28 protein-coding genes and 2 pseudogenes are annotated in these 26,924 nt (G+C 73.7%); 14 read left to right on the top strand and 16 right to left on the bottom strand.

Annotated elements, in window-relative coordinates; genetic code table 11:
• The first annotated feature begins 396 nt into the window (after positions 1–396).
• The 3 genes from ACILQ5_RS04050 (at position 397) to ACILQ5_RS04040 (ending at position 2,518) form a co-directional block, all read left to right on the top strand.
• A complete protein-coding gene (locus tag ACILQ5_RS04050; RefSeq protein ID WP_395656691.1) occupies positions 397–1,047 on the top strand; it encodes a nucleotidyltransferase domain-containing protein in 651 nt (216 codons plus the stop codon).
• Positions 1,010–1,405 carry a hypothetical protein gene (locus ACILQ5_RS04045; protein WP_395656679.1) on the top strand — a complete coding sequence of 132 codons (396 nt, stop codon included), beginning with the start codon at positions 1,010–1,012 and terminating at the stop codon, positions 1,403–1,405. Before ACILQ5_RS04050 ends, ACILQ5_RS04045 begins: the two co-directional genes overlap by 38 nt.
• Before the next feature lie 405 nt (positions 1,406–1,810).
• On the top strand, positions 1,811–2,518 hold the full coding sequence (locus ACILQ5_RS04040; RefSeq protein WP_395656678.1) for a helix-turn-helix transcriptional regulator: 708 nt from the start codon (positions 1,811–1,813) through the stop codon (positions 2,516–2,518).
• Positions 2,519–3,075: 557 nt separating this feature from the next.
• Here the strand turns inward: ACILQ5_RS04040 and ACILQ5_RS04035 are convergent.
• A complete protein-coding gene (locus ACILQ5_RS04035; RefSeq protein WP_395656693.1) occupies positions 3,076–3,198 on the bottom strand; it encodes a hypothetical protein in 123 nt (40 codons plus the stop codon).
• Between ACILQ5_RS04035 and ACILQ5_RS04030 the strand changes: the two are divergent.
• The 3 genes and pseudogenes from ACILQ5_RS04030 to ACILQ5_RS04020 all read left to right on the top strand — a co-directional run.
• Positions 3,152–3,316: pseudogene (locus tag ACILQ5_RS04030) on the top strand (hypothetical protein); the annotation flags it as partial. The gene ACILQ5_RS04035 and the pseudogene ACILQ5_RS04030 overlap by 47 nt on opposite strands.
• A 73-nt stretch (positions 3,317–3,389) precedes the next feature.
• A pseudogene (locus ACILQ5_RS04025) lies at positions 3,390–4,094 on the top strand (putative glycoside hydrolase); the annotation flags it as partial.
• Positions 4,095–4,201: 107 nt separating this feature from the next.
• On the top strand, positions 4,202–4,960 hold the full coding sequence (locus ACILQ5_RS04020; RefSeq protein ID WP_395656690.1) for a crotonase/enoyl-CoA hydratase family protein: 759 nt from the start codon (positions 4,202–4,204) through the stop codon (positions 4,958–4,960).
• A 4-nt stretch (positions 4,961–4,964) separates the two neighbouring features.
• Here ACILQ5_RS04020 and ACILQ5_RS04015 read toward each other — a convergent pair whose 3' ends face one another.
• Positions 4,965–5,420 carry a hypothetical protein gene (locus ACILQ5_RS04015; RefSeq protein WP_395656677.1) on the bottom strand — a complete coding sequence of 152 codons (456 nt, stop codon included), beginning with the start codon at positions 5,418–5,420 and terminating at the stop codon, positions 4,965–4,967.
• Positions 5,421–5,542: 122 nt separating this feature from the next.
• On the opposite strand from ACILQ5_RS04015, the gene ACILQ5_RS04010 reads away from it, so the two are divergent.
• Together ACILQ5_RS04010 and ACILQ5_RS04005 are read left to right on the top strand one after the other, a co-directional pair.
• A complete protein-coding gene (locus tag ACILQ5_RS04010) occupies positions 5,543–6,436 on the top strand; it encodes an AAA family ATPase (protein WP_395656676.1) in 894 nt (297 codons plus the stop codon).
• Between the two features lie 2 nt (positions 6,437–6,438).
• A complete protein-coding gene (locus tag ACILQ5_RS04005; RefSeq protein WP_395656675.1) occupies positions 6,439–7,812 on the top strand; it encodes a VWA domain-containing protein in 1,374 nt (457 codons plus the stop codon).
• Positions 7,813–7,822: 10 nt separating this feature from the next.
• Here ACILQ5_RS04005 and ACILQ5_RS04000 read toward each other — a convergent pair whose 3' ends face one another.
• The 10 genes from ACILQ5_RS04000 to ACILQ5_RS03955 form a co-directional block, all read right to left on the bottom strand.
• Positions 7,823–8,665, bottom strand: coding sequence for an SDR family NAD(P)-dependent oxidoreductase (locus ACILQ5_RS04000; RefSeq protein WP_395656674.1), 843 nt, complete (start codon positions 8,663–8,665; stop codon positions 7,823–7,825).
• A gap of 37 nt (positions 8,666–8,702) precedes the next feature.
• Complete coding sequence (locus ACILQ5_RS03995; protein ID WP_395656673.1) at positions 8,703–9,080, bottom strand: hypothetical protein; 378 nt, start codon at positions 9,078–9,080, stop codon at positions 8,703–8,705.
• 54 nt (positions 9,081–9,134) lie between these two features.
• Positions 9,135–9,422 (bottom strand): hypothetical protein, encoded by a 288-nt coding sequence (locus ACILQ5_RS03990; RefSeq protein ID WP_395656672.1) that lies wholly within the window; start codon positions 9,420–9,422, stop codon positions 9,135–9,137.
• Positions 9,395–10,384 (bottom strand): hypothetical protein, encoded by a 990-nt coding sequence (locus ACILQ5_RS03985; protein ID WP_395656671.1) that lies wholly within the window; start codon positions 10,382–10,384, stop codon positions 9,395–9,397. The genes ACILQ5_RS03990 and ACILQ5_RS03985 overlap by 28 nt, the downstream gene beginning before the upstream one ends.
• Positions 10,375–11,205 carry a hypothetical protein gene (locus ACILQ5_RS03980; protein WP_395656670.1) on the bottom strand — a complete coding sequence of 277 codons (831 nt, stop codon included), beginning with the start codon at positions 11,203–11,205 and terminating at the stop codon, positions 10,375–10,377. The genes ACILQ5_RS03985 and ACILQ5_RS03980 overlap by 10 nt, the downstream gene beginning before the upstream one ends.
• 10 nt (positions 11,206–11,215) lie before the next feature.
• Positions 11,216–11,578, bottom strand: coding sequence for a hypothetical protein (locus ACILQ5_RS03975; RefSeq protein ID WP_395656669.1), 363 nt, complete (start codon positions 11,576–11,578; stop codon positions 11,216–11,218).
• Positions 11,579–11,650: 72 nt separating this feature from the next.
• Positions 11,651–12,865: a hypothetical protein gene (locus tag ACILQ5_RS03970; protein WP_395656668.1), complete on the bottom strand. Its 1,215-nt coding sequence runs from the start codon at positions 12,863–12,865 to the stop codon at positions 11,651–11,653.
• Positions 12,862–13,152, bottom strand: coding sequence for a hypothetical protein (locus ACILQ5_RS03965; RefSeq protein WP_395656667.1), 291 nt, complete (start codon positions 13,150–13,152; stop codon positions 12,862–12,864). The genes ACILQ5_RS03970 and ACILQ5_RS03965 overlap by 4 nt, the downstream gene beginning before the upstream one ends.
• A 37-nt stretch (positions 13,153–13,189) precedes the next feature.
• Complete coding sequence (locus ACILQ5_RS03960) at positions 13,190–14,386, bottom strand: pyridoxal phosphate-dependent aminotransferase (protein WP_395656666.1); 1,197 nt, start codon at positions 14,384–14,386, stop codon at positions 13,190–13,192.
• A 9-nt stretch (positions 14,387–14,395) separates the two neighbouring features.
• Positions 14,396–15,862 carry an FAD-binding protein gene (locus tag ACILQ5_RS03955; protein ID WP_395656665.1) on the bottom strand — a complete coding sequence of 489 codons (1,467 nt, stop codon included), beginning with the start codon at positions 15,860–15,862 and terminating at the stop codon, positions 14,396–14,398.
• Positions 15,863–15,976: 114 nt separating this feature from the next.
• On the opposite strand from ACILQ5_RS03955, the gene ACILQ5_RS03950 reads away from it, so the two are divergent.
• A complete protein-coding gene (locus tag ACILQ5_RS03950) occupies positions 15,977–17,491 on the top strand; it encodes a potassium/proton antiporter (protein WP_395656664.1) in 1,515 nt (504 codons plus the stop codon).
• A 26-nt stretch (positions 17,492–17,517) separates the two neighbouring features.
• Here ACILQ5_RS03950 and ACILQ5_RS03945 read toward each other — a convergent pair whose 3' ends face one another.
• The 3 genes from ACILQ5_RS03945 to ACILQ5_RS03935 form a co-directional block, all read right to left on the bottom strand.
• The gene (locus ACILQ5_RS03945) at positions 17,518–18,024 is read right to left on the bottom strand and encodes a LytR C-terminal domain-containing protein (protein ID WP_395656663.1); all 507 of its coding nucleotides are present in this window, start codon (positions 18,022–18,024) and stop codon (positions 17,518–17,520) included.
• On the bottom strand, positions 18,021–18,317 hold the full coding sequence (locus ACILQ5_RS03940) for a type II toxin-antitoxin system VapB family antitoxin (protein ID WP_395656662.1): 297 nt from the start codon (positions 18,315–18,317) through the stop codon (positions 18,021–18,023). Before ACILQ5_RS03940 ends, ACILQ5_RS03945 begins: the two co-directional genes overlap by 4 nt.
• Positions 18,318–18,392: 75 nt before the next feature.
• Positions 18,393–18,560, bottom strand: coding sequence for a hypothetical protein (locus tag ACILQ5_RS03935; protein WP_395656661.1), 168 nt, complete (start codon positions 18,558–18,560; stop codon positions 18,393–18,395).
• A gap of 158 nt (positions 18,561–18,718) precedes the next feature.
• Here ACILQ5_RS03935 and ACILQ5_RS03930 point away from each other — a divergent pair, with 158 nt between their 5' ends.
• A complete protein-coding gene (locus ACILQ5_RS03930; protein WP_395656660.1) occupies positions 18,719–19,168 on the top strand; it encodes a nuclear transport factor 2 family protein in 450 nt (149 codons plus the stop codon).
• Between the two features lie 132 nt (positions 19,169–19,300).
• On the opposite strand, the gene eccCa is transcribed toward ACILQ5_RS03930, so the two are convergent.
• Positions 19,301–23,275 (bottom strand): type VII secretion protein EccCa, encoded by a 3,975-nt coding sequence (gene eccCa / locus ACILQ5_RS03925; RefSeq protein WP_395656659.1) that lies wholly within the window; start codon positions 23,273–23,275, stop codon positions 19,301–19,303.
• Positions 23,276–23,335: 60 nt separating this feature from the next.
• On the opposite strand from eccCa, the gene ACILQ5_RS03920 reads away from it, so the two are divergent.
• The 4 genes from ACILQ5_RS03920 (at position 23,336) to eccD (ending at position 26,922) form a co-directional block, all read left to right on the top strand.
• The gene (locus ACILQ5_RS03920; protein WP_395656658.1) at positions 23,336–24,727 is read left to right on the top strand and encodes a hypothetical protein; all 1,392 of its coding nucleotides are present in this window, start codon (positions 23,336–23,338) and stop codon (positions 24,725–24,727) included.
• 125 nt (positions 24,728–24,852) lie between these two features.
• A complete protein-coding gene (locus ACILQ5_RS03915) occupies positions 24,853–25,173 on the top strand; it encodes a WXG100 family type VII secretion target (protein WP_395656657.1) in 321 nt (106 codons plus the stop codon).
• Between the two features lie 35 nt (positions 25,174–25,208).
• On the top strand, positions 25,209–25,505 hold the full coding sequence (locus tag ACILQ5_RS03910) for a WXG100 family type VII secretion target (RefSeq protein ID WP_395656656.1): 297 nt from the start codon (positions 25,209–25,211) through the stop codon (positions 25,503–25,505).
• A gap of 67 nt (positions 25,506–25,572) precedes the next feature.
• A complete protein-coding gene (gene eccD, locus ACILQ5_RS03905; protein ID WP_395656655.1) occupies positions 25,573–26,922 on the top strand; it encodes a type VII secretion integral membrane protein EccD in 1,350 nt (449 codons plus the stop codon).
• The last annotated feature ends 2 nt before the right edge of the window (positions 26,923–26,924 follow it).

Below are 26,924 nucleotides of genomic sequence, written 5' to 3'. Positions count from 1 at the left end.
TCGACTTCCGCACCCTCACCCAAGACGACCTCGACGCGATCGCGCTTGAGCTCAACGAGCGCCCTCGACAGACCCTCGGCTTCAAGACACCATCACAGGCACTGGCAGAGGTGTTGCGATGACCGCCTGAGCCCGCAGGCAGATCCGGTAAACACGGGGAGCCTCGTGCGGCGAGTCGAGGAACGCCCAGCAGTGCCGTCTCTGGTGCAGCACTGACGCGCTCGCCAGATGGGCCGCGCTACCTCAGTCATCGTGGGCCAAGAGTGAGTGGTCCGGACTCTGCGGAACCTGCCCCCAAGTTCGGCGGGCTATCCTCGTAGATCCTTGCACAATAGTGCTAGAGCCAGCACAATAGTCATAGAACGGGCACAATAGTGATAGAACGGAGGGGTGACGATGCGGCTGCAGAACCCGATGTCGGTGGTGACGCCGACGCTCGACGGCGACGTCTTGATGGCGCTCGCAAGCACCTCGCGAGCCTTCACGGCCGGGGACCTCCACCGCCTGATCGGGCAGCACTCACACACCGGCATCCGCAAGGTCCTCCTGAGACTGGAACTTGAGGGCATCGTCGACGCAGAGAACGTCGGGAACGCGATCGCGTACCGCTTCAACTCCGAGCACATCGCAGCGCCGGCGATCACGGAACTGGCCCAGCTCCGCTCCGCCTACTTCGAGCGACTGCGCGCGGAGTTCCAGTCCTGGGACCCGGCGCCGGTGTTCGCCGCCATGTTCGGGTCTGCGGCCCGCGGGGAGATGGGCAACTCCTCAGACATCGACCTGTTCGTCGTCCGCCCGGACGGTCTAGACGACGAAGCGGGAGAGCGCTGGGATGGCAACCTGCTCGACATCCAGCATCGCGCCAGCCGCTGGACCGGCAACGACGTACGAGCTCTTGAGATGGGCGAGGCAGAGGTCATCGAGAACCTCCACGCCGAGCCGGTCCTGGAGGCCATCCGCTACGACGGCGTCGTCCTGTACGGTTCCTCCGGCTTCTGGAGGAGGGCGTATGCCAAGAACGCTGAAGTGCACGCCAGCAACACGTAGCGGGCGCCGCGCCAAAGCAGAGCAGTTCAACGAGGCCGCGGCAACTGTACGCACGCTGGCCGACGAGGACAGCGATGTAGCAGACGCCTACGTCACCCTTCTCGTGCATGGCATCGCCGCATCCGACGTCATCTGCTGCGCGCGCCTGGGCGAGCACGCGATGGGAGAGAACCACGCCGAGGCCGTCCAACTCCTGGCAACCGCTGTAGACAAGAAGCTCGCCGGCGCTCTCGAGACGCTCTTGGGAGTCAAGACCAAGGCCGGCTACAGCGAACGTCCGGTCTCGTCGACCGATCTGGTCAAGGCTGAGCGAGCCACCGAGCGACTGATCCAGGCGATGCGCGAACTGGCGACCTAGATCCTCATCCTCATCCTCATCGTCATCTTGGTCATCGTGTTGCTCCTGCTCCTGCTGCTGCTACGCGTCACAACGGTCGCTCGAGCAGAGGTGCCCCTCCGTCAGGAGCACCTCAGTGACGTCACGACCGCTGTGACCCCTGCATGCGGCCCGGGCTTGGGCAAGCTCGACCATCGAAAGTGTGGACAGGAAGACCCGAATCGTGTGGAAGACTCCGGACCGCTTACGTCAGAGGATCTCCTGACCTGCAGCGATGAGGTTTCGTAACCACCCCGCCAGCCGACGGACAGGGCGCCTGACTGCGATCTCGCAGGAGGCGCCCTGTCCCGTTCCTCGTCCGTCCTCCTTCCGGGCCGGCCGCGCCGTTCCGCTGACACCCCCGGCCGAATTCGTCACACTGGATCCGTGGAAAAGTCCTCGGGCGTGACGCCGGTCCCCCTGGGCCCGCGGCCCGCCCGGACCCCGAGCGGCCGGCAGCTCTCGCCGACCCGCGCGGCGCTCCTCGAGACGCTGCAGGCGCAGCCCCAGCCGACCGGCGTCCCGGCGCTGGTCGCGATGACCGGCCTGCAAGCCAACACCCTGCGCGAGCACCTGGACGGACTGCGCAGCTCCGGCCTGGTGACCCGGGAGCAGGCGCCGGCGAGCGGCCGCGGCCGGCCGGGCTGGCTGTACTCCGTCACCCACCGCAGCTACGACGACCCCCGGCCGGAGTACGCCGGGCTCGCCGCCACGCTGGCGGCCGTCATCGCCCGGACGGACCCGCACCCCGAGGCGGCCGCCCGCGAAGCGGGTGCGGAATGGGGGCAGCGGCTCGCGCGTGAGTCCGGACCCCCGACGGCCGACGGTGACCGCGCCGCCCGGGAGAAGGTCGCCGAGATCTTCGACGACATGGGCTTCGCGCCCCAGCCCGACGGCGAGGTCCGCGAGCTCCGGCTCACCCGGTGCCCGCTGCTGCAGGCCGCGCACGAGATGCCCGGCGTGGTCTGCTCGGTCCACCTCGGGGTGGCCCAGGGCGCCCTCGAGGAGTATCACCACGACGCGGGTGGCCTCGAGCTGCTGCCGTTCGTGGAGCCCGGCGCCTGCGTGCTGCGGCTCGCCCGCGCAGAGCGCTGAGCCCGGGCGCTGAGCCCGAGCGCTGTCGACTGAGCACTCCGGACGGGGATCGTCGGGACCAAGGTCCTGCCCAGCCGGACCGGCCGGCCCTCCGAGACCTCCCATCCGACCTTGGTCGGCCACCGCGACGCCTAGACCAGGCAGGGCCACCGCCCCTCCGGGAGGGTCCCTGCGGCCCTGACCCCGGACCCCCTCGACTCCCTAGCGTCATGGACAACAGATGACGGCGGTTCCCGAGACATCGAGTCCTCCACTGCCGGCCCGATCTCGGCCGATGCCCTTCCGGCGCGGCCCTCCTCGCTGGAGGTTCCCATGACTCGTGCTCTGTGCCGCGCCCTCACCCGGACGATGCGCCTGACGACCCTCACGACCGCGGCGATCGGTGCCGTGGCCGCCGGCCTCTCGGTCTCGACCGCGATGGCCTCCCTCGAGACCGCGACCGCGGCCACCACGGCCCACCACGGGACGGCGGCCCGGAGCTCGGCACCGAGCTCGGCGGGCATCTTGACCCTGGACCCGGGTGACATCGACGCCACGCCGGATGCGTGGAAGGGCGCCTACCTGGTGCTGCAGCCGTGGGAGTACGCCCGGATCCCGGCGCTGAAGGCGAAGAACCCGAACCTGAAGATCTTGATGTACAAGGACGTGTCCGCGACCCGCAAGGACGTGGAGTGGGCCACCGGGATCGCCTCGACCGGCGTGACCTACCAGCAGGCGGCCGCGAACAACTGGCTGCTCACCGACGCCGGCGGCCGGGTGATCGAGTGGTCGGACTGGACCGGGCTCTACCCCGCCGACATCGGCCGGGCCGGCTACCAGACCAGGTGGGGCGACAACGTGATCGACGAGCTGAAGAAGTACCCTCTGGGACGGGGTGATGATGGACGACACCCTGACCTACCTCAGCCACCCCACCGTCGGGGGCCGCAAGGCCACCCAGATCCCCACCGACCAGGCGATGTACGAGGCCACCGAGTCCTTCCTCGACCACGTCGGCGCCCGGATCAAGGCCGCCGGGTTCATGGCCGTCCCGAACGTGACCGTGGAGTGGAACACCTGGCACGCGGTCATGGAGGACTGGACCCACTACGTGTCGGGCTGGGAGAACGAGTACTTCGTGAAGTGGGGCCTGGACCGCTCCGGCGCCCGGTTCGTGGGCCCGGACTGGCAGTGGAAGATGGAGATGGCCGCCTGGTGCGCCGACCGCGACGTCCCGCTGCTCGCGATCACCTACAGCAACCGCGACGACTACTCGATCCAGACCTACCACCGCGCCACCTGGCTGCTGACCTGGAACGGCCGCACCGGCGCGAGCATCTTCACCCCGTGGGAGTCGAACGTCGACCACTGGACCGCCCGCGCCACCGTCGACATCGGGATGCCCGCCGAGACCCGCCACACCATCGGATCCACCGGCGTGTGGCGCCGCAACTACACCGGCGGCACCACCCTGGTGAACCCCACCACCCAGGCCAGGACCATCGACGTCGGACCCGGCTACCAGCGCCTCAACGGCCGCAAGGTCACCAACGTCACCGTCCCGGCGCTCTCGGGAGTCATCCTGCGCAAGGTCTGACCGGCCACACGGACCGCCCGTCACCTGCTTCCCGGTGGCGGGCGGTCGCTGCTCGACCGCCGGCGCGCCGTGACCCAGGATGTGGTCATGCGCAACGAGGTGGAGTCGTGAGCGTCCGCGTAGAGGTCGACGGGCCGGTGACGACCGTCGTGATCGACCGGCCCGAGGCCCGCAACGCCGTCGACGGCCCGACGGCGTCCGCCCTCGCCGACGCGTTCCGGGCCTTCGACGCGGACGACGGGCAGCGGGTCGCGGTGCTGTACGGCGACGGCGGCACGTTCTGCAGCGGCGCCGACCTCAAGGCGATCGGGACGGAGCGCGGCAACCAGGTCAGCGCGGACGGCGACGGGCCGATGGGGCCGACCCGGATGCGGCTCTCGAAGCCGGTGGTCGCCGCCATCGAGGGCTACGCCGTCGCCGGCGGTCTCGAGCTCGCCCTGTGGTGCGACCTGCGGGTGGCGTCGGGCGAGGCGGTGCTCGGCGTCTTCTGCCGGCGCTGGGGGGTCCCGCTCATCGACGGCGGCACGGTGCGGCTGCCCCGGCTGATCGGAGCGAGCCGGGCGATGGACCTGGTGCTGACCGGGAGGCCGGTCGACGCGTGGGAGGCCGAGCGGATGGGCCTGGTCAACCGGGTGGTTCCGGTGGGCCAGGCGCGCGCTGAGGCCGAGGCGCTCGCCCACACCCTCGCCGCGCTCCCGCAGGAGTGCCTGCGCCAGGACCGGCTCTCGATGCTGGAGCAGGAAGGGCTGGACGAGGCCGCGGCACTGGCCAACGAGCTCGAGCACGGCCTGGTGTCGCTCGGTGCCGGCGCGATCGACGGTGCCCGACGGTTCGCGGCCGGCGAGGGCCGGCACGGGCGGTCCTGAGCCGTCAGGCCGGTGGGCCGACCGCGTCGCGGCAGACCGCCACGAGGGTGGCGGCTCCGTGCCGGTGGTAGACGCGCCAGCCGGTGTCGAAGTCCACGTGTCGCAGGTGCCCGGCGGCCGAGCGGACGACCGCCGACCGCGGCACCGTCTCGTCGGCGAAGCCGGTCGTGGAGCAGTCGTGGGCGGTGAGCAGGTGCCGGACGTGGTGGGGGAGCGCGGTGACCGGGTAGTCGGCGTAGTCGGGTCCGGGCGCCTGCGACGGGGCCGCGAAGCTCCCGGTGGCGGGCACCGCGGCCGGGACCGACGGCGCGGACGTCGCGGTGGCCCAGCCGGTGACGACGATCGCGGCGACGAGGCAGAGCTTCACCACGCCGAGGGCGAGCCGGGCGGAACGACTCGCCCGGGACGCGGTCGGGGGCAGCCACCGCGGGCGCACCGAGACCGGGAGACACAACGACATCGGTCCTCCTGAGCCAGGTCCTTCGCACGCACCGCCATCGGCAGGCGTGCGTCCCTCTCCCGACCAGAGCAACGAGGCGGGGCCCGATCAGGTGACGGTGCCGGTGGGGGAGGATGGGTGACATGCCCCACGCCAGCCCCTGGTTCGCCTCACCGGACGGCGCCGCCGCTCGCCTCGCCGAGCACGGCTACCTCGCCGACGCGGCGACCGCCACGACGGCGTACCTCGCCGGCGCCCTCGAGAAGCCGCTGCTCGTCGAGGGCCCGGCCGGCGTCGGCAAGACCGAGCTCGCCAAGGCCGTCGCCCGGGTCACCGGCGCGGAGCTCGTCCGCCTCCAGTGCTACGAGGGCCTCGACGAGGCGCGCGCCCTCTACGAGTGGAACTACAAGAAGCAACTCCTCCGGATCCAGTCGAGCGGGGACCAGGCGTGGGAGCAGACCCACGACGACATCTTCACCGAGGAGTTCCTGCTGACCCGGCCGCTGCTCACCGCGATCCGGCGTGAGGAGCCGACGGTGCTGCTGGTCGACGAGGTCGACAAGACCGACGTCGAGGTCGAGGGGCTGCTGCTCGAGGTGCTCTCCGACTTCCAGGTCACGATCCCCGAGCTCGGCACCGTCGCCGCCGTCCGCCGCCCGTTCGTCGTGCTGACCTCGAACGCGACCCGGGAGCTGTCCGAGGCCGTGAAGCGGCGCTGCCTCTACCTGCACCTGGACTACCCCGACGCCGAGCGCGAGCGCGAGATCGTCACCGGTCAGGTGCCCGACCTCGACACCCGGGTCGCCGAGCAGCTGGTGGCGACCGTCGCCCGGCTGCGCGACCTCGACCTGCGCAAGGCGCCCTCGATCGCGGAGTCCGTCGACTGGGCCCGCACCCTGGTGGCGCTGGAGATCGGCGACCTCGACGAGGAGGCGGTCGCCGCCACGCTCGGCGTCGTCCTCAAGCACGCCTCCGACCAGGACAAGGCGGTCCGCGAGCTCAAGCTGGCGCGGCAGCCAGGACCCGGACGCCGCTGACCGTGACCCTCGTCGACCGCCACATCGACTTCCTGGAGGCGCTGCGCGCCGCCGGGCTCTCGGTGTCGCTCGCCGAGGACCTCGACGCGATCGCGGCGCTGAGCGCCCTGGACTGGGACCGCCGCGAGGTGGTCCGCGCCGGGTACGCCGCCACGCTGGTCAAGAAGCAGTCGCAGCGGCCGACCTTCGACGCGCTCTTCGACGTCTACTTCCCGCGGATGGTCGGCAACGGCGTCGCCGGCACGCGTGAGGACGTCGAGGGCGTCGCCGACAACGCCGAGGCGCTCGCCGAACTGCGTGCCGAGCTGCTCGAGGCGTTGCTCGACGCCGAGGGCGGCGGCGACGAGCAGGCGCTGCTCGACCTGGCCGCGGAGATGGTCGCCCGGTTCGGGGCGATGCCCGGCCGCGGTCCGGGGCTGTCGTCCTGGTCGGCCTACACCGCGCTCCAACGGGTCGCTCCGAACGAGCTCGTCGACCGGATCGTGCAGGCCCTGCTCGCCGAGGGCCGCACGGACGACCAGGCGCGGCGCGAGGCCGGCCGTCGGGTCGGCGCCTTCACCGGCCTGGTCGAGGCCGACGCCCGCCGGCGGATCGCCGAGGAGAAGGGCCCCGACCACGTCGCGAGCGTCGCGGTGCGCCCCTCCATCGACCGGCTCGACTTCACCGCGGCGCGGCGGTCGGACCTCGAGCAGATGCGCCGCGAGATCTACCCGCTGGCCCGCAGGCTCGCGACCCGGCTCACCCAGGAGCACCACGCCCGGCGCCGCGGACCGCTCGACTTCCGGCGTACCGTCCGCGCCTCGATCTCCACCGGTGGCGTCCCCCTCGTCACCCACCACAAGCCCAAGCGGCCGCACCGCACCGAGCTCGTCGTGCTCTGCGACGTCAGCGGCTCGGTGGCCAACTTCGCGCAGTTCACGCTGCTGCTGGTCTACGCGTTGCGCGACCAGTTCGAGAAGGTGCGCGCCTTCACGTTCGTCGACCACGTGCACGAGGTCACCCACCACTTCCGGCCGGGCGCCGACCCCGGCGACGTGCTCGCCGACCTCGCCGCGACCACCGCACACGCCGCCCTGTGGGGTCGCACCAACTACGGCAGGGCGTTCGCGAAGTTCGAGGAGCGGTACGCCGACGCGCTCGGTCCCAAGTCGTCGCTGCTCGTGCTCGGTGACGCGCGCTCCAACTACAGCGACCTCAACCTCGACGTGCTGCGGCGGCTGGCCGGGTCGGCACGGCACGCGTGGTGGCTCAATCCCGAGCACCGGCGGCACTGGGACACCGGCGACTCGGCCGCGGGCCGCTACGGCGAGGTCGTGCCGATGGTGGAGTGCCGCAACCTCACCCAGCTCGGGGAGCTCGTGCACGACATCCTGTGACGTCCGGCCCTCAGGCCACGCCGACCAGCGCTGCCGAGCGCTCCCACAGCCCGTCGATGACGGCCTGGTCGTGGGCCTGCCGGTTCTCGCGACCGTCGACCTGGAACCGGCTGAAGTAGCGGCCGTTGACCTCGGGGTCCGGACCCCGCTCGGCCAGGGCGATCAGCGGGGCCGCGCCGTCCGGGACGCTGATGGTGGCGAACCGCTTGAGCGGCGAGCGGTACAGCAGGCCGACCAGCCACGAGTCGCGGCCGAACGAGCTGCCGACCGGTCCCGGGTGGACGGCGACCGAGACGATCCCGTCGTCGGCCCACCGCTGGGCGATGCCGCGGGTGAACGCGATGTTCATCAGCTTCCCGGTGCCGTAGGCGAGGAACTCGATCGCCCGACGGTGCTCGTAGTCGAGGTCGTCGAGGACGATCTTGCCCATCAGGTTGCCGATGCTGGCGGTGTTGACGACCGGGGACGACCCGGCCGCGGCGAGCCGGGGTCGCAGCAGGTGGGTGAGGAGGAACGGCGCCAGGTGGTTGACCTGGAAGTTGGGCTCGTGACCGTCGGCGGTCCGGTGCGAGGGCGCGAAGGTGCCGCCGGCGTTGTTCATCAGCACGTCGAGGGACCCGACCCGCTCGCCGACCTCGTCCGCGAGCCGGCGGACGTCGTCGAGGCGCGAGAAGTCGGCGACGAGCGGCTCGGTGCCGACGGCCTCGGCGACCGGCCGGAGCTTGTCGGCCGAGCGTCCGGTCACGTGGACCGTCGCCCCCCGGGCGGCGAGCTCCCGGGCGGTCTCCGCCCCGATCCCGTCGCTCGCGCCGGTCACCAGGACGGTCCGGCCGGCCATCGTCTGCTCGCTCATGCGGCGAGCCTAGGGCGGGGCTCCAGGGCGGCCGGACCTACCCGGCCTCGACCGCTCCGTCGTCGACGGGCGGGGTGGTGGCCGCCTGCTCGTGCCAGCGCCGCCGGGTGGCGGCCTCCTCGTTGATGCGGTCGACCACCGCCACGGCGGACTCGGCCTGGTCGCGGCCGGCCTTGACGGCGTACGGGTCGTCGCGATGGTCGTCGACGGCGTGCGGCCCGACCACGGCGACCCGCACGATGCTGCGCCCCTTGCCCGTCAGCTCGAGTGTCGCGCCGGCCACCTCGTCCCACTCGAGGACGAGCACCCGCTCGGTGTGGCGCCGCGCGGCGTCCGAGGCGGAACGGGTGATCCGGAGGCCGTCGAGCAGGACGTCGAGCCGGGCGTGACGACTCGACACGGAGGTGGCGCTCACGCGACGAGTGGACCACACCAAGGTGAACAGCGGTCCGCCGAGGTCGTCCTGCGGTCAGCGCAGGTAGCCCAGCTGCCGCAGCCGGCCGAGCTGACGCCGCAGCTCGGGGTGCTCGGCGGCGTCCACGGCCCGGCCGCCGGCGACGTACGACGCTGCGCCGTCCTCGCCGCCGCTGTCGAAGATGACGGTCAGCAGGTCGTCGGAGCCGCCGGCGGGCGGTGGCGCGAGCAGGGCGACCGGATCGGCGCGGTCCTCGAGCGCGAGCACCCGCAGCCGCGCCGGCAGGGGTCCCGGGGTGGTCGGCGCTCCGGCCGTCACGACCTGGTCGACCGAGAACGGCACGTCGGGTCGTGACGCGACGTCGACCGCGGCGGCGCCGCCCTGGCCGCGGCCGACCAGCAGCACCGAGGCCCCGGGCCCGACGAGGTCCGCGATCGCGGTCGCCGCCCGGTCGGCGTACGGCGTGTGGTCGCCACCACGAGCCGCAGCGGACCCGCGCCGGCGTCGGGTCCGGGCAGCAGCGCGACGTAGCGGGACGGCCCGACCTCCCGCACGGTGACCGGCGCCGAGGCGCTGAGCAGGGCCGCCACCAGGTCGGCCATCCCGGCGAACCGGCCGTCGGGGCGGGCCCGGTCCCCGGCTCCGGTTCCGGTCGGAGGCGGGTCGTCGACCACGGGTGCGGCGACGTCGCGCAGGGCGGGGCCGAGGTCGGCGTCGAAGGGCTCGGCACCGACCTGGCGCAGGCCGGTGCGGGCAGCTGCCGGCGAGGTCTCGCCGGTCGTCAGCAGCGACCGCAGCAGCAGGCCGTCGAGCAGGCCGCCACCTCCGGCGGCGTGCTCGAGGAGCTCGGGGTTCGCCGCGACCAGCTCGTCGAGGTAGGCCGCCACGTCGTCGCGGTCCAGGACGTCGGTCTCGATCAGGCCGGCCGAGACGACGGCGCCGCCGAGCGCCACCTGCGGCGCGAGGTAGCCGACGGCCCGTCCGGCGATGGCGCCGAGGGTGCGCGCGGCGGCGGCCTGCAGCTCGTCGATCCAGCGGTAGGTGGCGACGGTGGCACGCACGGCGAGCGCGTCTGCGTCGAGCTCTCCCGACCGGGCCAGCAGGCCCTGCTCGCCCGTCATGGCCGCGCGCACGTCCTCGTCGAAGCGCTCGTAGGTGCCGGGTGCGAGCTCCGCGGACTCGTGCACCGCCGGGTCACCCAGCACCTGCTCGCCGAGCGCCGCCCGGGTGCGCATCTCGCGGCCACAGCTGTCGAGGAGGTCGGCGAGCAGCAGCAGGTCCGCGTAGCGGTCCGTCACGCCCACGCCCGCACCTCCGCCAGGACCGGGGCGAGCTGCGCGGCGAGGTCGGCCGGCCCGACCCGGCGGACCTCCACCCGGTCACCGGTCGCGGCCCGGTGCGACCGCAGCGCGCGCCACCCGTCGGCGAGGAGCACCCACGACACGACGCCGACGACCGCGGCCTGCTCGGTCGACACGTCCGCGACCAGGGCGCGCAGCCGGCCGCGGGTCTCGGCGGCGAGCGCCGCGAGCACCGGCACCACCTCCAGCCCGACGCCGTGCTGGGCGGCCAGGGCGCTGAGCAGCCCGTCCCGGTCGGGGCGCGCGACCTCGGCCGCCGCGTCGACGAGGCCGTAGGGCAGCTCGACCAGGTCGGGCACGTCGGAGCGGCCGCCCGCGACGCCCTCGGGCACGACCGCGGCGCGGGCGAGCTCGTCGGCCCAGCGCTCCACCGGGAACCAGGCGAGCTCGAAGACCACGCCGTCGCCGGTCGCCAGCGCGGCGACGGCGCCACCGCGCTGCCGGTGCCAGGCCCGGACCTGGGCGGACCCGGCGCCGACGTCGAGGTCGACGGCCACCTCCGGGCTCGCCAGCAGCCCGACCGCGCCGAGCAGTCCCTCGTCGAGCACGGTGTCGACGAGCAGGCCCCGGCGGGCCAACGACGCGCGCGGCTCGTGCAGGCGGGCCGGCAGCGTGTCGTCGACCGGCTCGAAGGGCAGCGGCGCCCCGCCCGCCTGCTCGGCGACGAGCCGCAGCTCCGGTCGGGTGAGCGAGAGCCGGCGCGGCAGGTCGCCGAGCAGGCCGGTCGGCGCGGGTGGCGCCGGGCCGAGGTCGATGGTCACCATGGCCGGCCCGTCAGCGGCCCGGCAGGTGGACCGTGAGCCAGGCCTTGTGACCGGGAGGAGGCGGGGAGAACGACGCGGAGCCGGTCGCCAACCGGCTCGCCCCGCGCTCGGCGGTCTCGATGGCCTCCTTGAGCCGGTCGACCGCGCGCAAGTGCGTGTCGAGGGAGTCCGCCGCCGTCTCGTGCCGTGCGGCGACCGCCCGCAGTCGAGCGGCCCGGTCCCGGACCCGGACGGCGAGGGCATCGGCGGCCCGCCCGGTCCAGCCGACGGCCTCGGTGCGGGCCACGAGGTGGTCGGCCATCGCGCGGAGGTCCGCCCCCTGGTCGCGGAGCTCGGCGACCCGCTGGCGGATCACGTCGGACTCGCCGTACACGAAGCACCTCCTCCGAGATCGTCGGTGCGTGGGACCGTCGCTTTCCCCGGCCGTCAACCCGCGAAACGCCGGTCAGGGTGCCCGGGCCACCGTGAAGACCTGGCTGGTGACGGTCGCCGGAGGTGCGCCGTGCCCGGCGAGGAAGCCCTGCTGCTGCAGGCTCCTGAGCTGCTCGGCGACCGCCGGGTCGGCGGACGCGTCGGCGGCCGCCGCGCCGTTCACGTAGTGCCAGTAGTCGTGGTCGCCGACGATGCCGTCGGCCCCACCCTCGTCGCGGAAGGTGACCGTCACCTGCTCCACCGAGGCGGGGTTCGGCGCCCCGTCGGTGAGGGGCACGACGTCGCCCTCGTGCTCGAGCGAGAGCACGTGGGAGCCCGCGGGGAACCCCGGCACCTGAGCGGTCGGCGAGCCGGCCGTCACCACGTGGGTGACGTGGAACCGGCTGCCCTGCGCGAGGATCGCCGCAGCGGTCATCCCGCCGAGCGAGTGCCCGACCAGCAGCACCGGGTCGCGCGGCCCGACGCCGGCCTCCGCCATCGCCCGCAGCACGCCCTCCTGGTAGCTGTTGTGCTCGCCGCCCATCGTCCGCAGGTCGGTGCCGAGGTCGCGGACGTCGTCGTCCTGGGTCCACGGCAGCGTGGTCATGTCGTCGGTGCCGGGCAGGTAGACGATGTGGCGGGCCCGGTCGGTGCCCCCGTCGAGGGTCTGCACCTCGATCGTCCCGTTGTGCGGGGAGTCGGGTCCGACGGAGAGCGCCGCGACGTGCTGGAGGTGGCCGACGAGCTCGCCGAGGTCGCCGGGCTGCGAGCCGGAGCCGGGGACCGGGACGCCGGTCCGGTGGACGACCGGGTGCCCGTCGGAGCCGTAGGCGAGGGCCGCGAGGCCGGCGTGCCGGGGCGGGTCGGTCAGGCCGAAGGCGTGCTCGACCAGGGCGTCGTCGAGCCGCAGCAACCAGGAGCGGACCCGCTCGTCGCCCGCCTCGAGCAGGGCGACGGCCTCGCGGACCAGCACCGCGTCACGCTCCCAGGCCAGGGACGCGGCGAGCACGCCGTCCGGGCCGGTCGTCGCGGCCAGCACCGTCGCCTCGGCGAGGCCGTAGGTGACCGGCGAGAGCGGCGCCGAGAGGACGAGGGCGGGATCGGTCGTCGTGCGCACGCCGAGGCCGGCCCACTCGCGCAGCTGCTCGGCGGCGAGGTCGAAGGTGGCGGCCAGGGCCCGGACGGCCGCGAAGGTCGCCGCCAGCCCGACCCGGCCGCCGGAGACGTGGGTGATGGTCGGGTCGTTCATCGCAGCTCCTCCACCACGTGCAGCGGGAGGGTCAGCAGGTCGAGCGCCGCGTCGACCCGGGCGGCGTGCTGCTCGAGCGCCTCGGCGGCGTCCTCGTGCAGGCGCGCGGTGCGCAGCAGCGCGACCACCCGCCCCTCGACGTGGCGGCGCATGGCGTCGGCGGCGACGCCCTGCCAGGCCACCTCCCGCGCAGCCGCGGACAGGCGCGCCGCGAGGTCGCGGACCTCGTCGGCGCGTTCTCGGAGCCGGCCCGCCAGGGCCCGGATGGTCGCCGTGTCTCCCCACATGGCGGCAGGGTCACCGCCCGGTCGCTGTGGAGAAACCTCAGTGGTCGAGCACTGTGGAGAGCCGCTCGAGCGCCGCCTCGATGTCGGCGCCCGGGCCGGCGAAGCTGAGCCGCACGGACCGGCCGCCGTCGACGGTGTCGAAGTCGATCCCGGGTGCCATCGCGACCCCGGTGCGTGCCAGCACCTCGTGGCAGAAGGCCATCGTGTCGTCCGTCAGGTGCCCGACGTCGGCGTAGACGTAGAACGCGCCGTCGGCCGGCGCCATCCGGGTCACCCCGAGGCGGGCGAGCCCGTCGAGCAGCAGCGCGCGGTTGCCGGCGTACCGGCGGACGTGCCCGTCGAGCTCGTCGTACGACGCGTCGCTGAACGCCGCCAGGCAGGCCCACTGCGCGAGCACCGGCGGGCAGATCGTGAAGTTGCCGGTGAGCACGTCGGTCGCGCGGCGGAGCCGGTCGGGCACCAGCATCCAGCCGATCCGCCAGCCGGTCATCGAGAAGTACTTGGAGAAGCTGGAGAAGACGACCGCCTCGCGGCTGGTCTCCCAGGCGCTGCGGGCCAGGTGGTCGCCGCCGTCGAGCAGCGGTGCGTACTCGATGCCGTGGTAGATCTCGTCGCTGATCAGCTGGATCCGCTCGGCCTCGCAGTACGCCGCGAGCGCGGCGAGCTCGCTCGGCAGCAGCATGGTGCCGGTCGGGTTGGCGGGGCTGGCGACGACGAGGCCCTTCAGGCCGGCCCCCGAGTGCTGCAGCGCCGCGACCTGCTCGACGGTCGGCTGGAACCGCGTCTCCGGGCCGGTCGGGATCTCCACCACCTCGCAGCCGAGCGCGGCCAGGACGTTGCGGTAGCAGGGGTAGCCCGGCCGGGCCATCGCCACCCGGTCGCCGACCTCGAAGGCGGCGAGGAACGCCAGCAGGAACCCGCCGCTGCTGCCGGTCGTGACGACGACCTCGTCGGGGTGCACGTCGATGCCGTGCGTGCGCCGGTGGTGGCGGGCGATCGCCTCGCGCAGCTCGAGCACCCCGGCGGCCGGGGTGTAGCCGAGCGGGTCGCCGGAGTCGAGCAGGCGCTTCGCCTCCTCGCGCACCGGCGCCGGCGCGCCGGTCGACGGCTGGCCGGCGAGCAGGTTGAGCAGGTCGCCGTGCGTGCGCTGGCGCTGGCTCGCCGCCGCCAGCAGGTCCATCACGTGGAACGGCGGCACGTTCGCCCGGCTGGCGACCTCGTACCTGCCCGTCATGGGGCGAGCCTACGGGCGGCGGGCGGCCGCGAGCCCAGCCCGTCGGCCGAAGAACGAGCCCTCGCCGAGCTGGGTGCCGGAGCAGTAGCCCTTGCCGTCCTGGGCGATGTTCGACGCGCAGGCGCCGGCGGCGTACAGGCCGTCGATGACCGAGCCGTCCGGGCGCTGGGCCTGGCCGTCGACGGTGACCCGGATCCCCCCGAGGGTGAACCCGGCGTAGAGCGCATGGCCGAGCCGCAGGTCGAAGGCCGCCCACGGGCCGGTGTCCTGGGGGGCCAGCCACTCCGGCGACTTGTGGAGGTCGGGGTCCTCGCCGCGGGCCGCGTGCTCGTTGTAGCGGTCGAGCGTCTGCTGCACCGACCCGCTCGGCAGGCCGAGCTCCTTCTCGAGCTCCTCGATCGTGTCGAAGGCGTCGATCATCGGCACCAGCATGGAGTAGCTCGCGAGCTCGCCGTGCTCGCTGTCGACGATGAGGTACGCCGCCGAGCCGGGCTGCTCCATCACGAACTGCGAGGTCCGCGAGTGGTAGCTGTCCTCGGCCACGAAGCGCTTGCCCTCGCTGTTGACGATCAGTCCGGTCAGCAGGATCGACGGCGGGTAGAAGGGCGCGGTGATGAACGGCTCCTCCATGTGCTTGAGCTGCGCGCCGACCGACCGGCCGAGCCGGATGCCGAGGCCGTCGTCGTAGGTCGAGCCGAGGGTGAACAGCTTGGAGCCGAGCGCGGGCGTGTACTCGGCGACCATGTCCGGGTTCATCACGAAGCCGCCGGCGGCCAGGACGACCGCACCGGCCGCGACGACCCCGCTCTCCTCGAAGCGCCGCCACCCGATCCCGACGACGGCGCCGGCACCGTCGACCACCAGGTGCGAGGCGCCCGTCTCGTAGCGGACCTCGACGCCGGCCTCCTCGATCCGCTCCTTCAGCAGGTCCAGCACGATGCGGGTGCCCTCGGTGTCCCCGGGCACCGGCACCTTGTGCCCGCGCGGCGCCGGGACCGCCTGCTCCTTGAACGGCCAGACCTTCTCGTTGCCGGTGAACATCAGACCCTGGGTGCCGGGCTGGATGACCGCCTTCTCCGGGTAGAAGGAGCGCTCGAACTCGAAGCCGAGGGACTCCAGCCAGTCGAAGTGCTCGACGGACCCCTCGCAGTAGGCCCGGATCTTGTCGTGCTCGGGCTCCTTGGACACGGCGACGAGGTACTTGTACATCTCCTCGGGCGAGTCCTCCCACCCGGTCGCCCGCTGCACGGCGGTGCCGCCACCGAGGTAGAAGTGCCCGCCGGACATCGACGACGTCCCGCCGTGGACCGCCGCCCGCTCCAGCAGCAGCACCCGCGCACCCGCCCGCGCCGCCTCCAGCGCCGCGCAGCCACCGGCGATCCCGAAGCCGACCACCACGACGTCGTACCGCTCGGTGCCCTCGCCGAGCACGGACGCGTCGAGGACCTCGGGGAGGGCGGTGCCTGGGGAGCTCATGGCTGAAATCTAGAACAAGTTCCAGTTCGGTGCGACGGCGGACGCCGGCCGGAACGCGCGACGCCGGATCGCTAGACTCAGGGCCCGCCGCCCCGACGAACGCCGAGGTGACCCGTGTCGTACGACGTCGACCACCTCGATGCCTTCGTCCTGATCGCGGCGGCGGTCACCCTGCTGGCCATCCTGGCGGTCCGAGTCTCCACGCGGGCCGGCCTGCCCAGCCTCTTGATGTACCTGCTGATGGGCGTCGCGTTGGGTGAGGCGGGGATCGGGATCCCCTTCGAGGATGCCGAGCTCGCCCACTCGCTCGGCTTCGTCGCCTTGGCGGTGATCCTGGCCGAAGGTGGCCTCACGGCCAGCTGGCGCGAGATGCGCCCGTCGATGCGGATCGGTGTCTCACTGGCCACCGTCGGCGTCGCGATCTCGGCGGCGGTCGTCGCCGTGGGGTCGCACTACCTGCTCGGGCTCCCGTGGGAGCTCGCCGTCCTGCTCGGCGCGGTCACGTCCCCGACGGACGCGGCTGCGGTGTTCTCGGTGCTACGCGTCGTCCCGCTCCCCAGACGACTTGCGGGCGCCCTGGAGGCCGAGTCCGGTCTCAACGACGCTCCGACGGTCGTCCTGGTGACCCTGGTGTCCACGGGCGCCGCGCAGGAGCACGGGGCGCTCGCCGTGGTCGGGATCATCGGGTACGAGCTCGTGATCGGTGTCGCGATCGGGCTCGCCGCCGGTTTCGGCGGCGCCTGGCTGATGCGCCGCGCGGCCCTCCCGTCCTCGGGCCTCTACCCGCTGGCGGTGTTCTCCCTGGCCCTGCTCGGGTACGGCGGCGCGGCGGCCCTCCACGGGTCAGGGTTCGCGGCCGTGTACGTCGCCGCGCTGGTGCTCGGCAACGCCGACCTGCCGCACCGGAACGCGATCCGCTCCTTCGCCGAGGGCCTGGCCTGGCTGGCCCAGATCGGGCTGTTCGTCATGCTGGGGCTGCTCCTCTCCCCGGGGCGCATCAGCCTCGAGACGGTCGGCTACGCGCTGGCGGCGGGGCTGATCCTGACCTTCGTCGCGCGGCCGGTATCGGTCCTGGCGAGCTCGATCGTGCAGCCCATGCCCTGGCGTGAGCTGGGTTTCATGTCGTGGGCGGGGCTGCGTGGGGCGGTCCCCATCGTGCTCGCCACCATCCCCCTCGCCGAGGGCGTCGCGGATGCCAGCGAGCTCTTCGACCTCGTGTTCGTGATGGTGGTTGTCTACACGCTGCTCACCGGGCCGACGCTTCCCACGGTGGCGCGGATCCTGAAGGTGGCCCGCCGCTCCGAGCCGCGCGGGCTCGAGATGGAGGTGGCGCCGCTGGAGCGGATCGCCGCCGACCTGCTCCAGGTCACGATCAGCCCGGTCTCGAAGATGCACGGCGTCGAGGTCGGCGAGCTGCGGCTGCCGCGGGGCGCGTCGGTGTCCCTGGTCGTCCGAGACGGCGAGACCATCGTGCCCGAGCGGCGGACCGTGCTGCGCCACGGCGACGACCTGCTCGTCGTCACCCCGCGCCGGTCGCGGGAGCAGACCGAGGAGCGGCTGCGCCAGATCAGCGCCCACGGGCGGCTCGCCCAGTGGCTGAGCGGCCGGCGCTCGCGGCGTACGAACTAGTCGGGGCCGGTCCGGGCGGGTCGGCGCTAGGCGACCGGCGGGCTGCAGATCTCCGTGTCCTCCTTCACGACGATCCCGGCCGGACCCTTGGTGAGCCCGGTGAAGCCGTCGCCGACGACGACGGTCACGCCCACGCCGAGGCCGTCTCGGCGCTCGATCGCGACGTCGCCGCCCAACCGGCTCGCGGTGAGGAGCACGGCCGGGCTCTTGGGCTGGTCCGTCCAGATCTGCACGACGGGGACCTTGGCCCCGGTCGCGTTGCCGCTGGAGCCCTCGGCGAACCCGGCGTCCTGGAACGACTGCATCACCCGGCCGGCCAGGCCCTCGCGGGTGCCGGCGTTGTAGACGCTGACGGTGACGTCCTGCGGGTAGATCTTGTCTCCGGCCGCCACGGCGCGCGTCACGCAGAGCGGGGTGTCGACCTTGGCGGGCAACGGCGAGGTGGCCGCGGACCATCCCCAGATCGCGGCGACGAGGAGGAGCAGGGCGAGCACCGACAGCGTGATGGCCGACCGGGCGCTCTGCGACATCATCCCTCCAGCGTGTGGACGCGGGCGTGCAGCACGTTGCGCTGCTGGAGGGCGGCGCGCAGGGCCCGGTGCAGGCCGTCCTCGAGGTAGAGCTCGCCCTGCCACTCGACGACGTGCGCGAACAGGTCGCCGTAGAAGGTGGAGTCCTCGTCGAGCAGGGCCGCGAGCTGGAGGGTGTCCTTGGTCGTCACCAGCTGGTCGAGGCGGACCTGGCGCGGCGGGATCGCCGCCCACGCGCGGGAGGAGAGCTCGTGGTCGGGATAGGGCCGCCCGACCCCCACGCGCTTGAAGATCACGCGGCGAGTGTAACGAGGCCCGTCCCGGCCCAGCTCACCCTCGGGGATCGCGGTCCGGGGCGGCGCTGCGTGCGGCTAGGCCGTCCAGCGGACGGCGTCGTCGAAGTAGTCCGCCAGGGCGTGCACGCCGCGCAGGTCCTCGCGCTCCTCCATGAGGGCGGCGAGGGCCTGGGCGTGCCGCAGCCGCAGCGCGGCCCGTCGGGCGCGGAGCTGGTCGGGGGTGTCCGTCGTGGGGTCGTCCATCTCGGCCTCCGTGTCTCGGGTCCCCCGGGTGCGGGGGACTTCGGTCTCCAGCGTGCCGAAGCCACGTCGCCGGCAGGTTGACCCGGTGTTACCAGCAGGTCAACAACGCTCCCGGAACCGGTGACCTGCCTCACGGAGGTGGCATACGTTCTACCTCCGTGGACGACATCACCGCGATCAGCCAGCTCAAGTACCGCTACCTCCGCTCCCTGGACACCAAGGCCTGGGACGAGTTCGCGGACTGCTTCGTGCCCGAGGCCACCGGCGACTACAACGGCCTGGTCTTCGACGACCGGGCGGCCCTGGTCTCCTACATGCGCGAGAACCTGGGCGAGGGCATGCTCACCATGCACCAGGTGCACCACCCCGAGATCACCGTCGAGGGCGACACGGCGCGGGCGCGGTGGTACCTCCAGGACAAGGTGATCGTCCCGGCGTTCTCCTTCATGCTCGAGGGCGCTGCGTTCTACGACGACCGCTACGTGCGCACCGCGGACGGCTGGCGGGTCGCGCACACCGGCTACCGCCGTACCTTCGAGATCACCTACAACCTGGCCGACCTGCCGGGCACCAAGGTCAAGGGGCCGGGCGAGCACACGCACGTGTGAGGCGGGCCGTCGCAGGTTCACCATGGGACCGTGGTGAACCTGCACTTCCCACGCCGGGCACGCCGTGGGAAGTGGCGGCTTCCCTGGGGACCATGGTGAAACCGCACCACGCACGACGCTGTCGGCGCGGGCCTACAGCGTCGGCTCGGCCCAGGCCATCTGGACGACCTCGACGCCCCGGTCGCGGGTGACCAGGCGGCCGCGGCCCGGGGGAGCCGGCTGCGGCTTCTGGGTGCCGAGCAGCGGGCCCTCGTCGGGGCTGCCGGAGAGCAGCAGGCCGGGCATCGCGAGGTCGCGCAGGGACTGCACGACCGGCTCGTAGAGCGCCCGGGACGCACCGCCGGAGCGGCGGGCGACGACCAGGTGCAGCCCGACGTCGCGGGCCTGCGGGAGGAGCGGCTGGAGCGCCGCGACCGGTGAGCTCTGCTGGGTGGCGACCAGGTCGTAGTCGTCGACCAGCACGAACACCTCGGCGCCGCTCCACCAGGACCGGTTGCGCAGCTCCTCGGGCGTGACGTCGGGCCCGGGGATCCGGCCCTCGAGGTACGACGCGAGGTCGCGCAGCGCCGGCTGCGCCTGCGTGGCGGAGGTGAGGTAGTTGACGAGGTAGTCCTCGGGGACCTCGCCGAGCAGGGAGCGCCGGTAGTCGACGACGACCAGCTGGGCCTGCTGCGGCGTGCGGGTCCGCATCACCTCCTGGGCGTAGGCCCGCAGCACCGAGCTCTTGCCGGACTGGCCGTCCCCGAAGAGCAGCAGGTGCGGCTCGGCGTCGACGTCGAGGCCGACGGCGGCCAGCTCCCGCTCGTCGACACCGACCAGCAGCCGACGGTCGTCGGCCGCCGCAATCGAGCGCACCTCGTCGAGTGAGATCCGGTCGGGCAGCAGCCGCAGCTTGGGCCCGGTCGGCCCGGACCAGGCCGCGGAGACCCGCTTGACGACGTCGTCGACGCCGTCGCCCAGGCTCTCCACGTCGGGTGTCCCGTCGATGCGCGGCAGCGCCGCGAGGAAGTGCTGCTTGCCCTGGACGAGGCCCCGCCCCGGCCGGCCGGCGGGCACCAGCGCCGCGACCCGCCGGTCGATCTCGGAGTCCATCGGATCGCCCAGCCGCAGCTCGAGCCGGGTGCCGACCAGGTCGCGCATCGCCGCGCGGAAGTCGGCCCAGCGGGCGGCCGCGGCCACCACGTGCAGGCCGAAGGTGAGGCCACGGGAGGCGAGCTGCTGGATGTCGACCTCGAGGTCGTCGAAGTCCGCCCGCAGGGTGCTCCAGCCGTCGACGACGAGGAACACGTCGCCGTACCCGTCGTCGACCCGACCCTCCCGCCTGCGGGACCGGTAGGTCTCGATCGAGTCGATGCCGTTGGCCCGGAAGTAGGCCTCGCGGCGGTCGACGACGTTCTGCACCTCGGCCACGATCCGGCGCACCACGTCGGGCTCGGCGCGGGTGCCGACGCCGGCGACGTGCGGGAGCTCGGCGTACGGCGTGAACGTGCCGCCGCCGAAATCGAGCACGTAGAACTGCGACTCCTGCGGGGTGGTCGTCAGCGACACGCTGGTCACGACGGTGCGCAGCAGGGTGCTCTTGCCGCTGCGCGGGCCGCCGACCACCGCGACGTGGCCACCCGCGCCGCTGAGGTCGACGGTGAGGGTCTCGCGCCGCTGCTCGCGCGGCCGGTCGACGGTGCCGAGCGGCACCCGCAGCCCGCCGCCGCCGCGCCAGCGCGGGGAGACCAGGCCGAGGTCGGGGTGCTCGTTGAGGTCGGGCATGAGCGCGTCGAGGGTGTCGGGGACGTCCAGCGGCGGCAGCCACACCTGGTGGGCGGCCGGCCCGGAGCCGGTCATCTGCCGCACCGCGATGTCGAGCAGCGACTCCTGCTCGCCGGGTGCCTCGACGGGGACCGGCTCGGGCTCGGGGGCGTCCACGGGCTCGAGCGACAGCACCTCCGAGATCGTGAACGGGAGGATGCCCTGCACGTGGCCGCCCTCGTCGCGGCGGACCCGCACCCGGCCCGACGGAGGGCCGGAGACGTAGGCGGCCTTGAACCGCAGCATCGTTGTGGGGTCCGGCTTGAGGTAGCCGAGGCCGGGGTCGGCCGGGAGCTCGTAGGCGTCCGGCACGCCGAGCACGGTGCGGGACTCGCCGGCGCTGAAGGTGCGCAGGCCCACGCGGTACGACAGGTGCGACTCGAGCCCACGCAGCCGACCCTCCTCGAGGCGCTGCGAGGCGAGCAGCAGGTGCAGGCCGAGCGAGCGGCCGAGCCGGCCGATCGCCACGAACAGGTCGATGAACTCCGGCTTGGCCGAGAGCATCTCGGAGAACTCGTCGACCACGATGAACAGCGACGGGAGCGGGGCCAGGTCCTCGCCCGCGGCGCGTGCCTTCTCGTAGTCGCGCACCGAGGCGAAGTTGCCGGCCTCGCGCAACAGCTCCTGGCGGCGCACCATCTCCCCGGACAGGGCGTCCTGCATGCGGTCGACGAGCGTCAGCTCCTGGGCCAGGTTCGTGATCACCGCGGACACGTGCGGCAGGTCGGTCATGCCGGCGAACGTCGCGCCGCCCTTGAAGTCGACGAGCACCATGTTGAGCTGCTCGGGGGAGTGGGTCAGTGCGAGGCCGAGCACGAGCGTGCGCAGGAACTCCGACTTGCCGGACCCGGTCGCACCGATCACCAGGCCGTGCGGTCCCATGCCCTGCTGGGCGGACTCCTTGATGTCGAGGTGGACGACGGACCCGCCCTCGCCGAGCCCGATCGGCACGCGGAGCCGGTCGCGCGCGGGGCGCGGTCGCCACGCCGTACCGGGGTCGAAGGAGCGCACGTCGCCGAGCGCGAGCAGGTCCATGAAGTCGGTGGGGCCGGCGATCTCGCCGGTGCCCTGCTCGACGACGCCGGCGGACACCGTGTGGAGCGGGGTGAGCCGGCGGGCGAACGCCTCGGCCGTCGCGACCGAGCACTGGTCGGCGGTGGCCCGCACCGGCTCCTCGCGCAGCCGCAGGGCCAGCACCGGGACCCGGCCGCCGGCGGGGTCGCCCTCGAGCTGGATCCGCAGCCGGGTGGCGTCCTCGAGCTCGTCCCACCGCTCGGGCAGGTCGAGCAGGGTGACGCCGTGCAGCCCGTCGGGCGGTACGACGTGGTTGCCGGGCGGCAGCTCCCCGCCGTCGATCACCAGCAGCAGGTGCGGGGTCGCCGGCCGCTCGTCGGCGCCGAACCGGGGTCGGTCGCCCAGGTCCGGGGGCAGCAGGTGGGCGAGGTCGGCGAGCGAGGTCGACACCATCCGCATCGGCCCGACCGCGTCGGACTGCTGCGCGCTCTGGGCGTGCGGCAGCCACTTCACCCAGTCCCAGTGGGCCAGGTGCTCCTCCGAGGCCAGGACCGCGACGACCAGGTGGTCGGGGGAGTGGAACGCGGCGGCCGAGCAGATCAGCGAGCGGGCCAGCGCCCGGGCCGGCTCCTCGGCGCCGCAGACCTCGAGCCGGTCGAACGCGCGCAGGTCGATCGAGGCGGGCAGGTCCGGCTGGAGCCGGTGCACGACCAGCAGCCGGTGCAGCGCGGAGGCCGCGGCCGGGTCGACCTGGTCGACGGGCGTGCCCTCCGGCGGCACCAGCTCGAGCGCGAGCGGCTGGGCGCACAGCCCGTAGCGCACGTGCAGGAAGTCGGGGTCGGACGGTCCGTGCTCCCACACCCGGGACCGCTCGTCGGCCAGCGCGGGGAGGGACGCGGGGTCCGGGTGGTGCCAGGTCAGGGCCCGGCGCTGCTGGTCGGCCGCCTCCCGGGCGACCTTGCGGACGTTGCCGAGGTAGCGCAGGTACTCGGTGCGCGAGCCGGTCACCTGCTGCGAGCGCTGCTTCCGCTGCCGGTCGAGCTGGACCACGATGAACCCGAGCGTCGCGAAGAGGAACATGCCGGCGGCGATGAACCCGCGCCCGCCGGTCGAGCGGCCCATCGTCGCGACCAGCACGATCGAGCCCAGGCTGCCGAGCATCGGGATCGCGTTCATCAGCACGCCGCTGGCGCCCTCGTTGGGCTCGAGCTGCGGCGGCGGCTGCAGCACGATCTGGCCGGTCGGCACCTCGGGTGCGTCCAGCCGGGCGCCGCGGAGCGTCGTCGTCACGTGCTGTCCCTACCCGCGACCCGCGGGGTTGACGCCTGCGAAACGGGGGACAGTGTCGGCGTGGCCGACACCCTCGCGCACCCCGACCTGCTCGCGGTGACCGTGCACGGGCCGGCCGGCGTGCTCGACCTCGTGGTGCCGGCCGCCGCGGCCGCCGTCGACGTCGCCGAGGAGTACGCGCGCCAGGCGGGGGTCGGACCGGTCCCCGAGCTCCACACCCGGACCGGCGCCCTGCTGCCGGCCGACCTGCCGCTGGCCCGCGCCGGCGTCACCACCGGCGACCTCCTCGTGGCGACCGCGGGCGGCCCGGCGCCGGCCACCCGTCGTACGGCGTCGGCGCAGCCGGCCCGGCGCGGCCCCGATCCCGGGGCGGGCCTGGGCGTGCTGTGGTTCGCCGGGGTCGCGGCCCTCGCCGTGCTCGCCGGCTGGGGCGCGAGCGCCGCCGACGGTGCGCCACGGACCGCGGCGCTGCTGCTGCTCGTCGCCGGTGCGGTCGTCGGCGTCCTGCCCGCCGGGCGGCACGCCGCGCACCGGCTCGCGGTCGCGCCGGCGTTCGGCGCCGCCGCGGCGTTCGGGCTGCTCTGGGACCCGGTCCCGGAGCGGCTGCCGATGCTGGTCGGCGTCGCCGGGCTCGCGGCCGCCCTCGTGGCCGCCGTCGGGCGCGCGCTCGACGAGCACGCCGAGGAGGCGCTGCGGGTCTGGATCGTCGCCGGCGCGGGCCTCTTCCTCGTGACCGGGCTGGGCGCGCTCGTCGGTGCGCCACCCCGCGTCGTCTGGTCGGTGGTCCTGGTGGTGGCGGTGCTCGCGGCGCGGTTCGTCCCCGCGGTGGCGGTCGACGTGCCGGACCAGTACCTCATCGACCTCGAGCGGCTCGCGGTCACCGCCTGGTCCGCGCGCACCCAGCCGCCCGGCAAGCGCGGCCGCTCGGTGGTGCCGCTCGGCGCCGTGGCGACGGTCGCCGGGCGCGGTGCCCGGCTCGTGACCGCCGCCGGGACCGCGGTGCTGGTGCTCGTCGTCGTCTCCGCGCCGCTGCTGCTGGCGACCGCCACCCTCGCGATCGACCGCATCGGCGCCCGCTGCCTGCTCCTCTTCGCCGGCGCCGCGCTTTTGCTCGCCGGCCGCAGCTACCGGCACCCCGCGGCCCGCGCACAGCTGCGCGTCGCCGGCCTCGCCTGCTGGGTCGCCCTCGCCGTCGCGCTGCTGCGCGTCATCGGCGGCTCCGGCGGCGTCCGCGGCCCCGGCGGGGTGGCGCTGGGGGCGCTCGCGGCAGGCGCCCTCCTCGTGGTCGTGGCCGTCGCCGTCGGCCGCGGCTGGCGCTCCGCGTGGTGGTCGCGACGGGCCGAGGTGGCCGAGGGACTGTGCGGTGCACTGGCGCTCGCGTCGCTCGTCGTGGCCTCCGGCTGGTTCCGCGAGCTGTGGGAGATGGCGAGCCTGTGGGAACTGAGCTCGTGAGGTTTACGGGTCAGAACCCCGGGTAATCGCAGGTTGTCCGGCTCGGGAGGACACCCTGCCGGATCGCCATCACAACAGACGCGATTCTCGAGCGGCGAGGCCGCGACGGGGGAAGGAGTGGCGACATGTCGCAGGGCGCACCGGAGATGGGACAGGGGGAGCGCACCCTCACCCGGGCCGCGGGACTCGTGGCCGACGCGAAGGCCGACTTCGACGCGATGAGCAACACGCTGGACGGCCAGATCACCGGCCTCCAGGGCAAGTGGGCCGGCGCCGGCGGGAGCGCGTTCTTCGCGCTGCACCAGGCGTGGACGGAGAAGCAGAAGGTGATCACGAACGCGCTGAACGAGTTCGAGGCGTCCTTGACCTCGACCGAGCGCGACAACATGAGCACCGACGAGAGCCAGTCCGCCAACTACAACCGCTTCGCCGGCCGGCTCGGCTGACGCGGTCACCAGACTCGGGAACAGGAGTGACAGAGATGAGCCTCGACGGACTTCGCGTCAACCACGCGGGCCTCGACACCGCTGCCGAGGACCTCGGCCGCACCGTCAAGCAGATCGACGACCGCCTCAACCGTCTGGAGTCCGAGCTCGCGCCGCTGCGCAGCGACTGGACCGGTAACGCCCAGCAGGCCTACCAGACCGCCAAGGCGAAGTGGGACGCGGCGATGCTGGAGATGAAGACGCTGCTCGCGGAGACGGGCAGCACCGTCTCGCAGTCGAACCAGGAGTACATGGCGGCCGACCAGCGCGGCGCCGCTTCGTTCGACATCTGACGCACACGATCGATCGAGGGGGTCGGCGCCCGGCGCCGGCCCCCTTCGCGAACCACGGGGAGGGCAGATGAGCCAGGCGCCGGTGCAGTCCGGGCTGGTGCGGGTCACGGTCGCGTCGGGCTCCCGGCGCGTGGACCTGGTGCTCCCCGGCGCCGTGCCGGTGGCCGAGCTGGTGCCCGAGCTGGCCCGCAGCGTCGGGCTGCTGGACCCGGCGACGGTCTACGGCGGCTACCGGCTCGTCACCGCCGAGGGTCGTGAGCTGGCCACCGACGCAGGCCTGGTCATCCAGGGCGTCGAGGACGGCGGTCTGCTCACGGTCGTCGCCGGCGTGGACGACCGACCGCCCCGGGTCTACGACGACGTCGTCGAGGCGATGACCGACGTCGTCGAGCAGGACCTCACGCCCTGGGAGCCGGGCGCCGGCCGGCGTACCGCCCTGTGGGCCGCCGGCCTGCTGATGGCGCTCGGCGCGGTCGCCCTCCTGATCCAGCGCGGCTCGCTGCTGGCCGGCGTCGCCGCCGCCGTGGTGAGCGCCGCCCTGGTCACCGGAGCGGTCGTGCTGTCCCGGGCGCAGCGCGACACCGAGGCAGCGGTGGCGGTCGCCTGGATGGCCTCGCTGTACGCCGCCGTGGCCGGCCTGATGCTGGTCCGGGACGACCCGTTCCTCGGGCTGCCGGTGGCGGCCGCCGGGGCCGGCGCGATGGTCGCCGGCCTGGTCTGCCTGCTCGGCCTCGGCGAGGGCCGGGCGCTCGTCATCCCGCCCGTCGTGGTCGGTGCGGTCTTCGCCGCGACCGGGTTCGTCCTCCAGGCGGCCGCGTTCGACCCCGCCGTCGTGCTCACGATCGCGCTGGTCCTGGTCGTGGTGGCCGGCAGCCTGTTCCCCTGGCTCGCGCTCGGGGCGACGGCCACCTCGGTCGACCAGCTCTACAGCACCGCCGACATCACCGCCGAGCCCCGGCCGGTGGACCCCGCGCGGGTCGGCGCCGACGCGCGGATGGCCCACGAGATCCTGGTCGCGGTCTCCGCGACCGTCGGGCTGCTGCTCGCGCTGATCGCGCCGCTCGCGGTATCGCTCGGCGTCGCCGGCACCCTGCTCGCCGTCGCGTGCTGCCTCGTGGTGATGCTGCGGACCCGGCAGTACCGCACCCGCTCGGAGGTCCTCGTCGGCCTCGTCTCCGGCATCGTCGGCCTCGTCTCCACCGGGGTCGCCACGCTGTGGCTGCACCCCGACTGGCGTCCGACGGTCGCCGTCGTCCTCGCCGCGAGCGGCGCGGTGCTGCTCGCCGTCACGATGCTGCCGAGCACCCCGTCGGTGCGCCGCGGCCGGCTCGGCGACCTCGCGGAGTCGGTCGCCCTGCTCGCCCTGCTCCCGCTGCTGGTCCTCGCCGTCGGCGTGTTCTCCGCGATCCGGGGCTAGCG

Origin of the sequence: Nocardioides sp. (assembly GCF_044226305.1) — a bacterium.
Classification (GTDB): Bacteria; Actinomycetota; Actinomycetes; order Propionibacteriales; family Nocardioidaceae; genus Nocardioides.
Note: the sequence above shows the minus strand (reverse complement) of the source record. Positions and strands in the feature narration are given on the sequence as shown.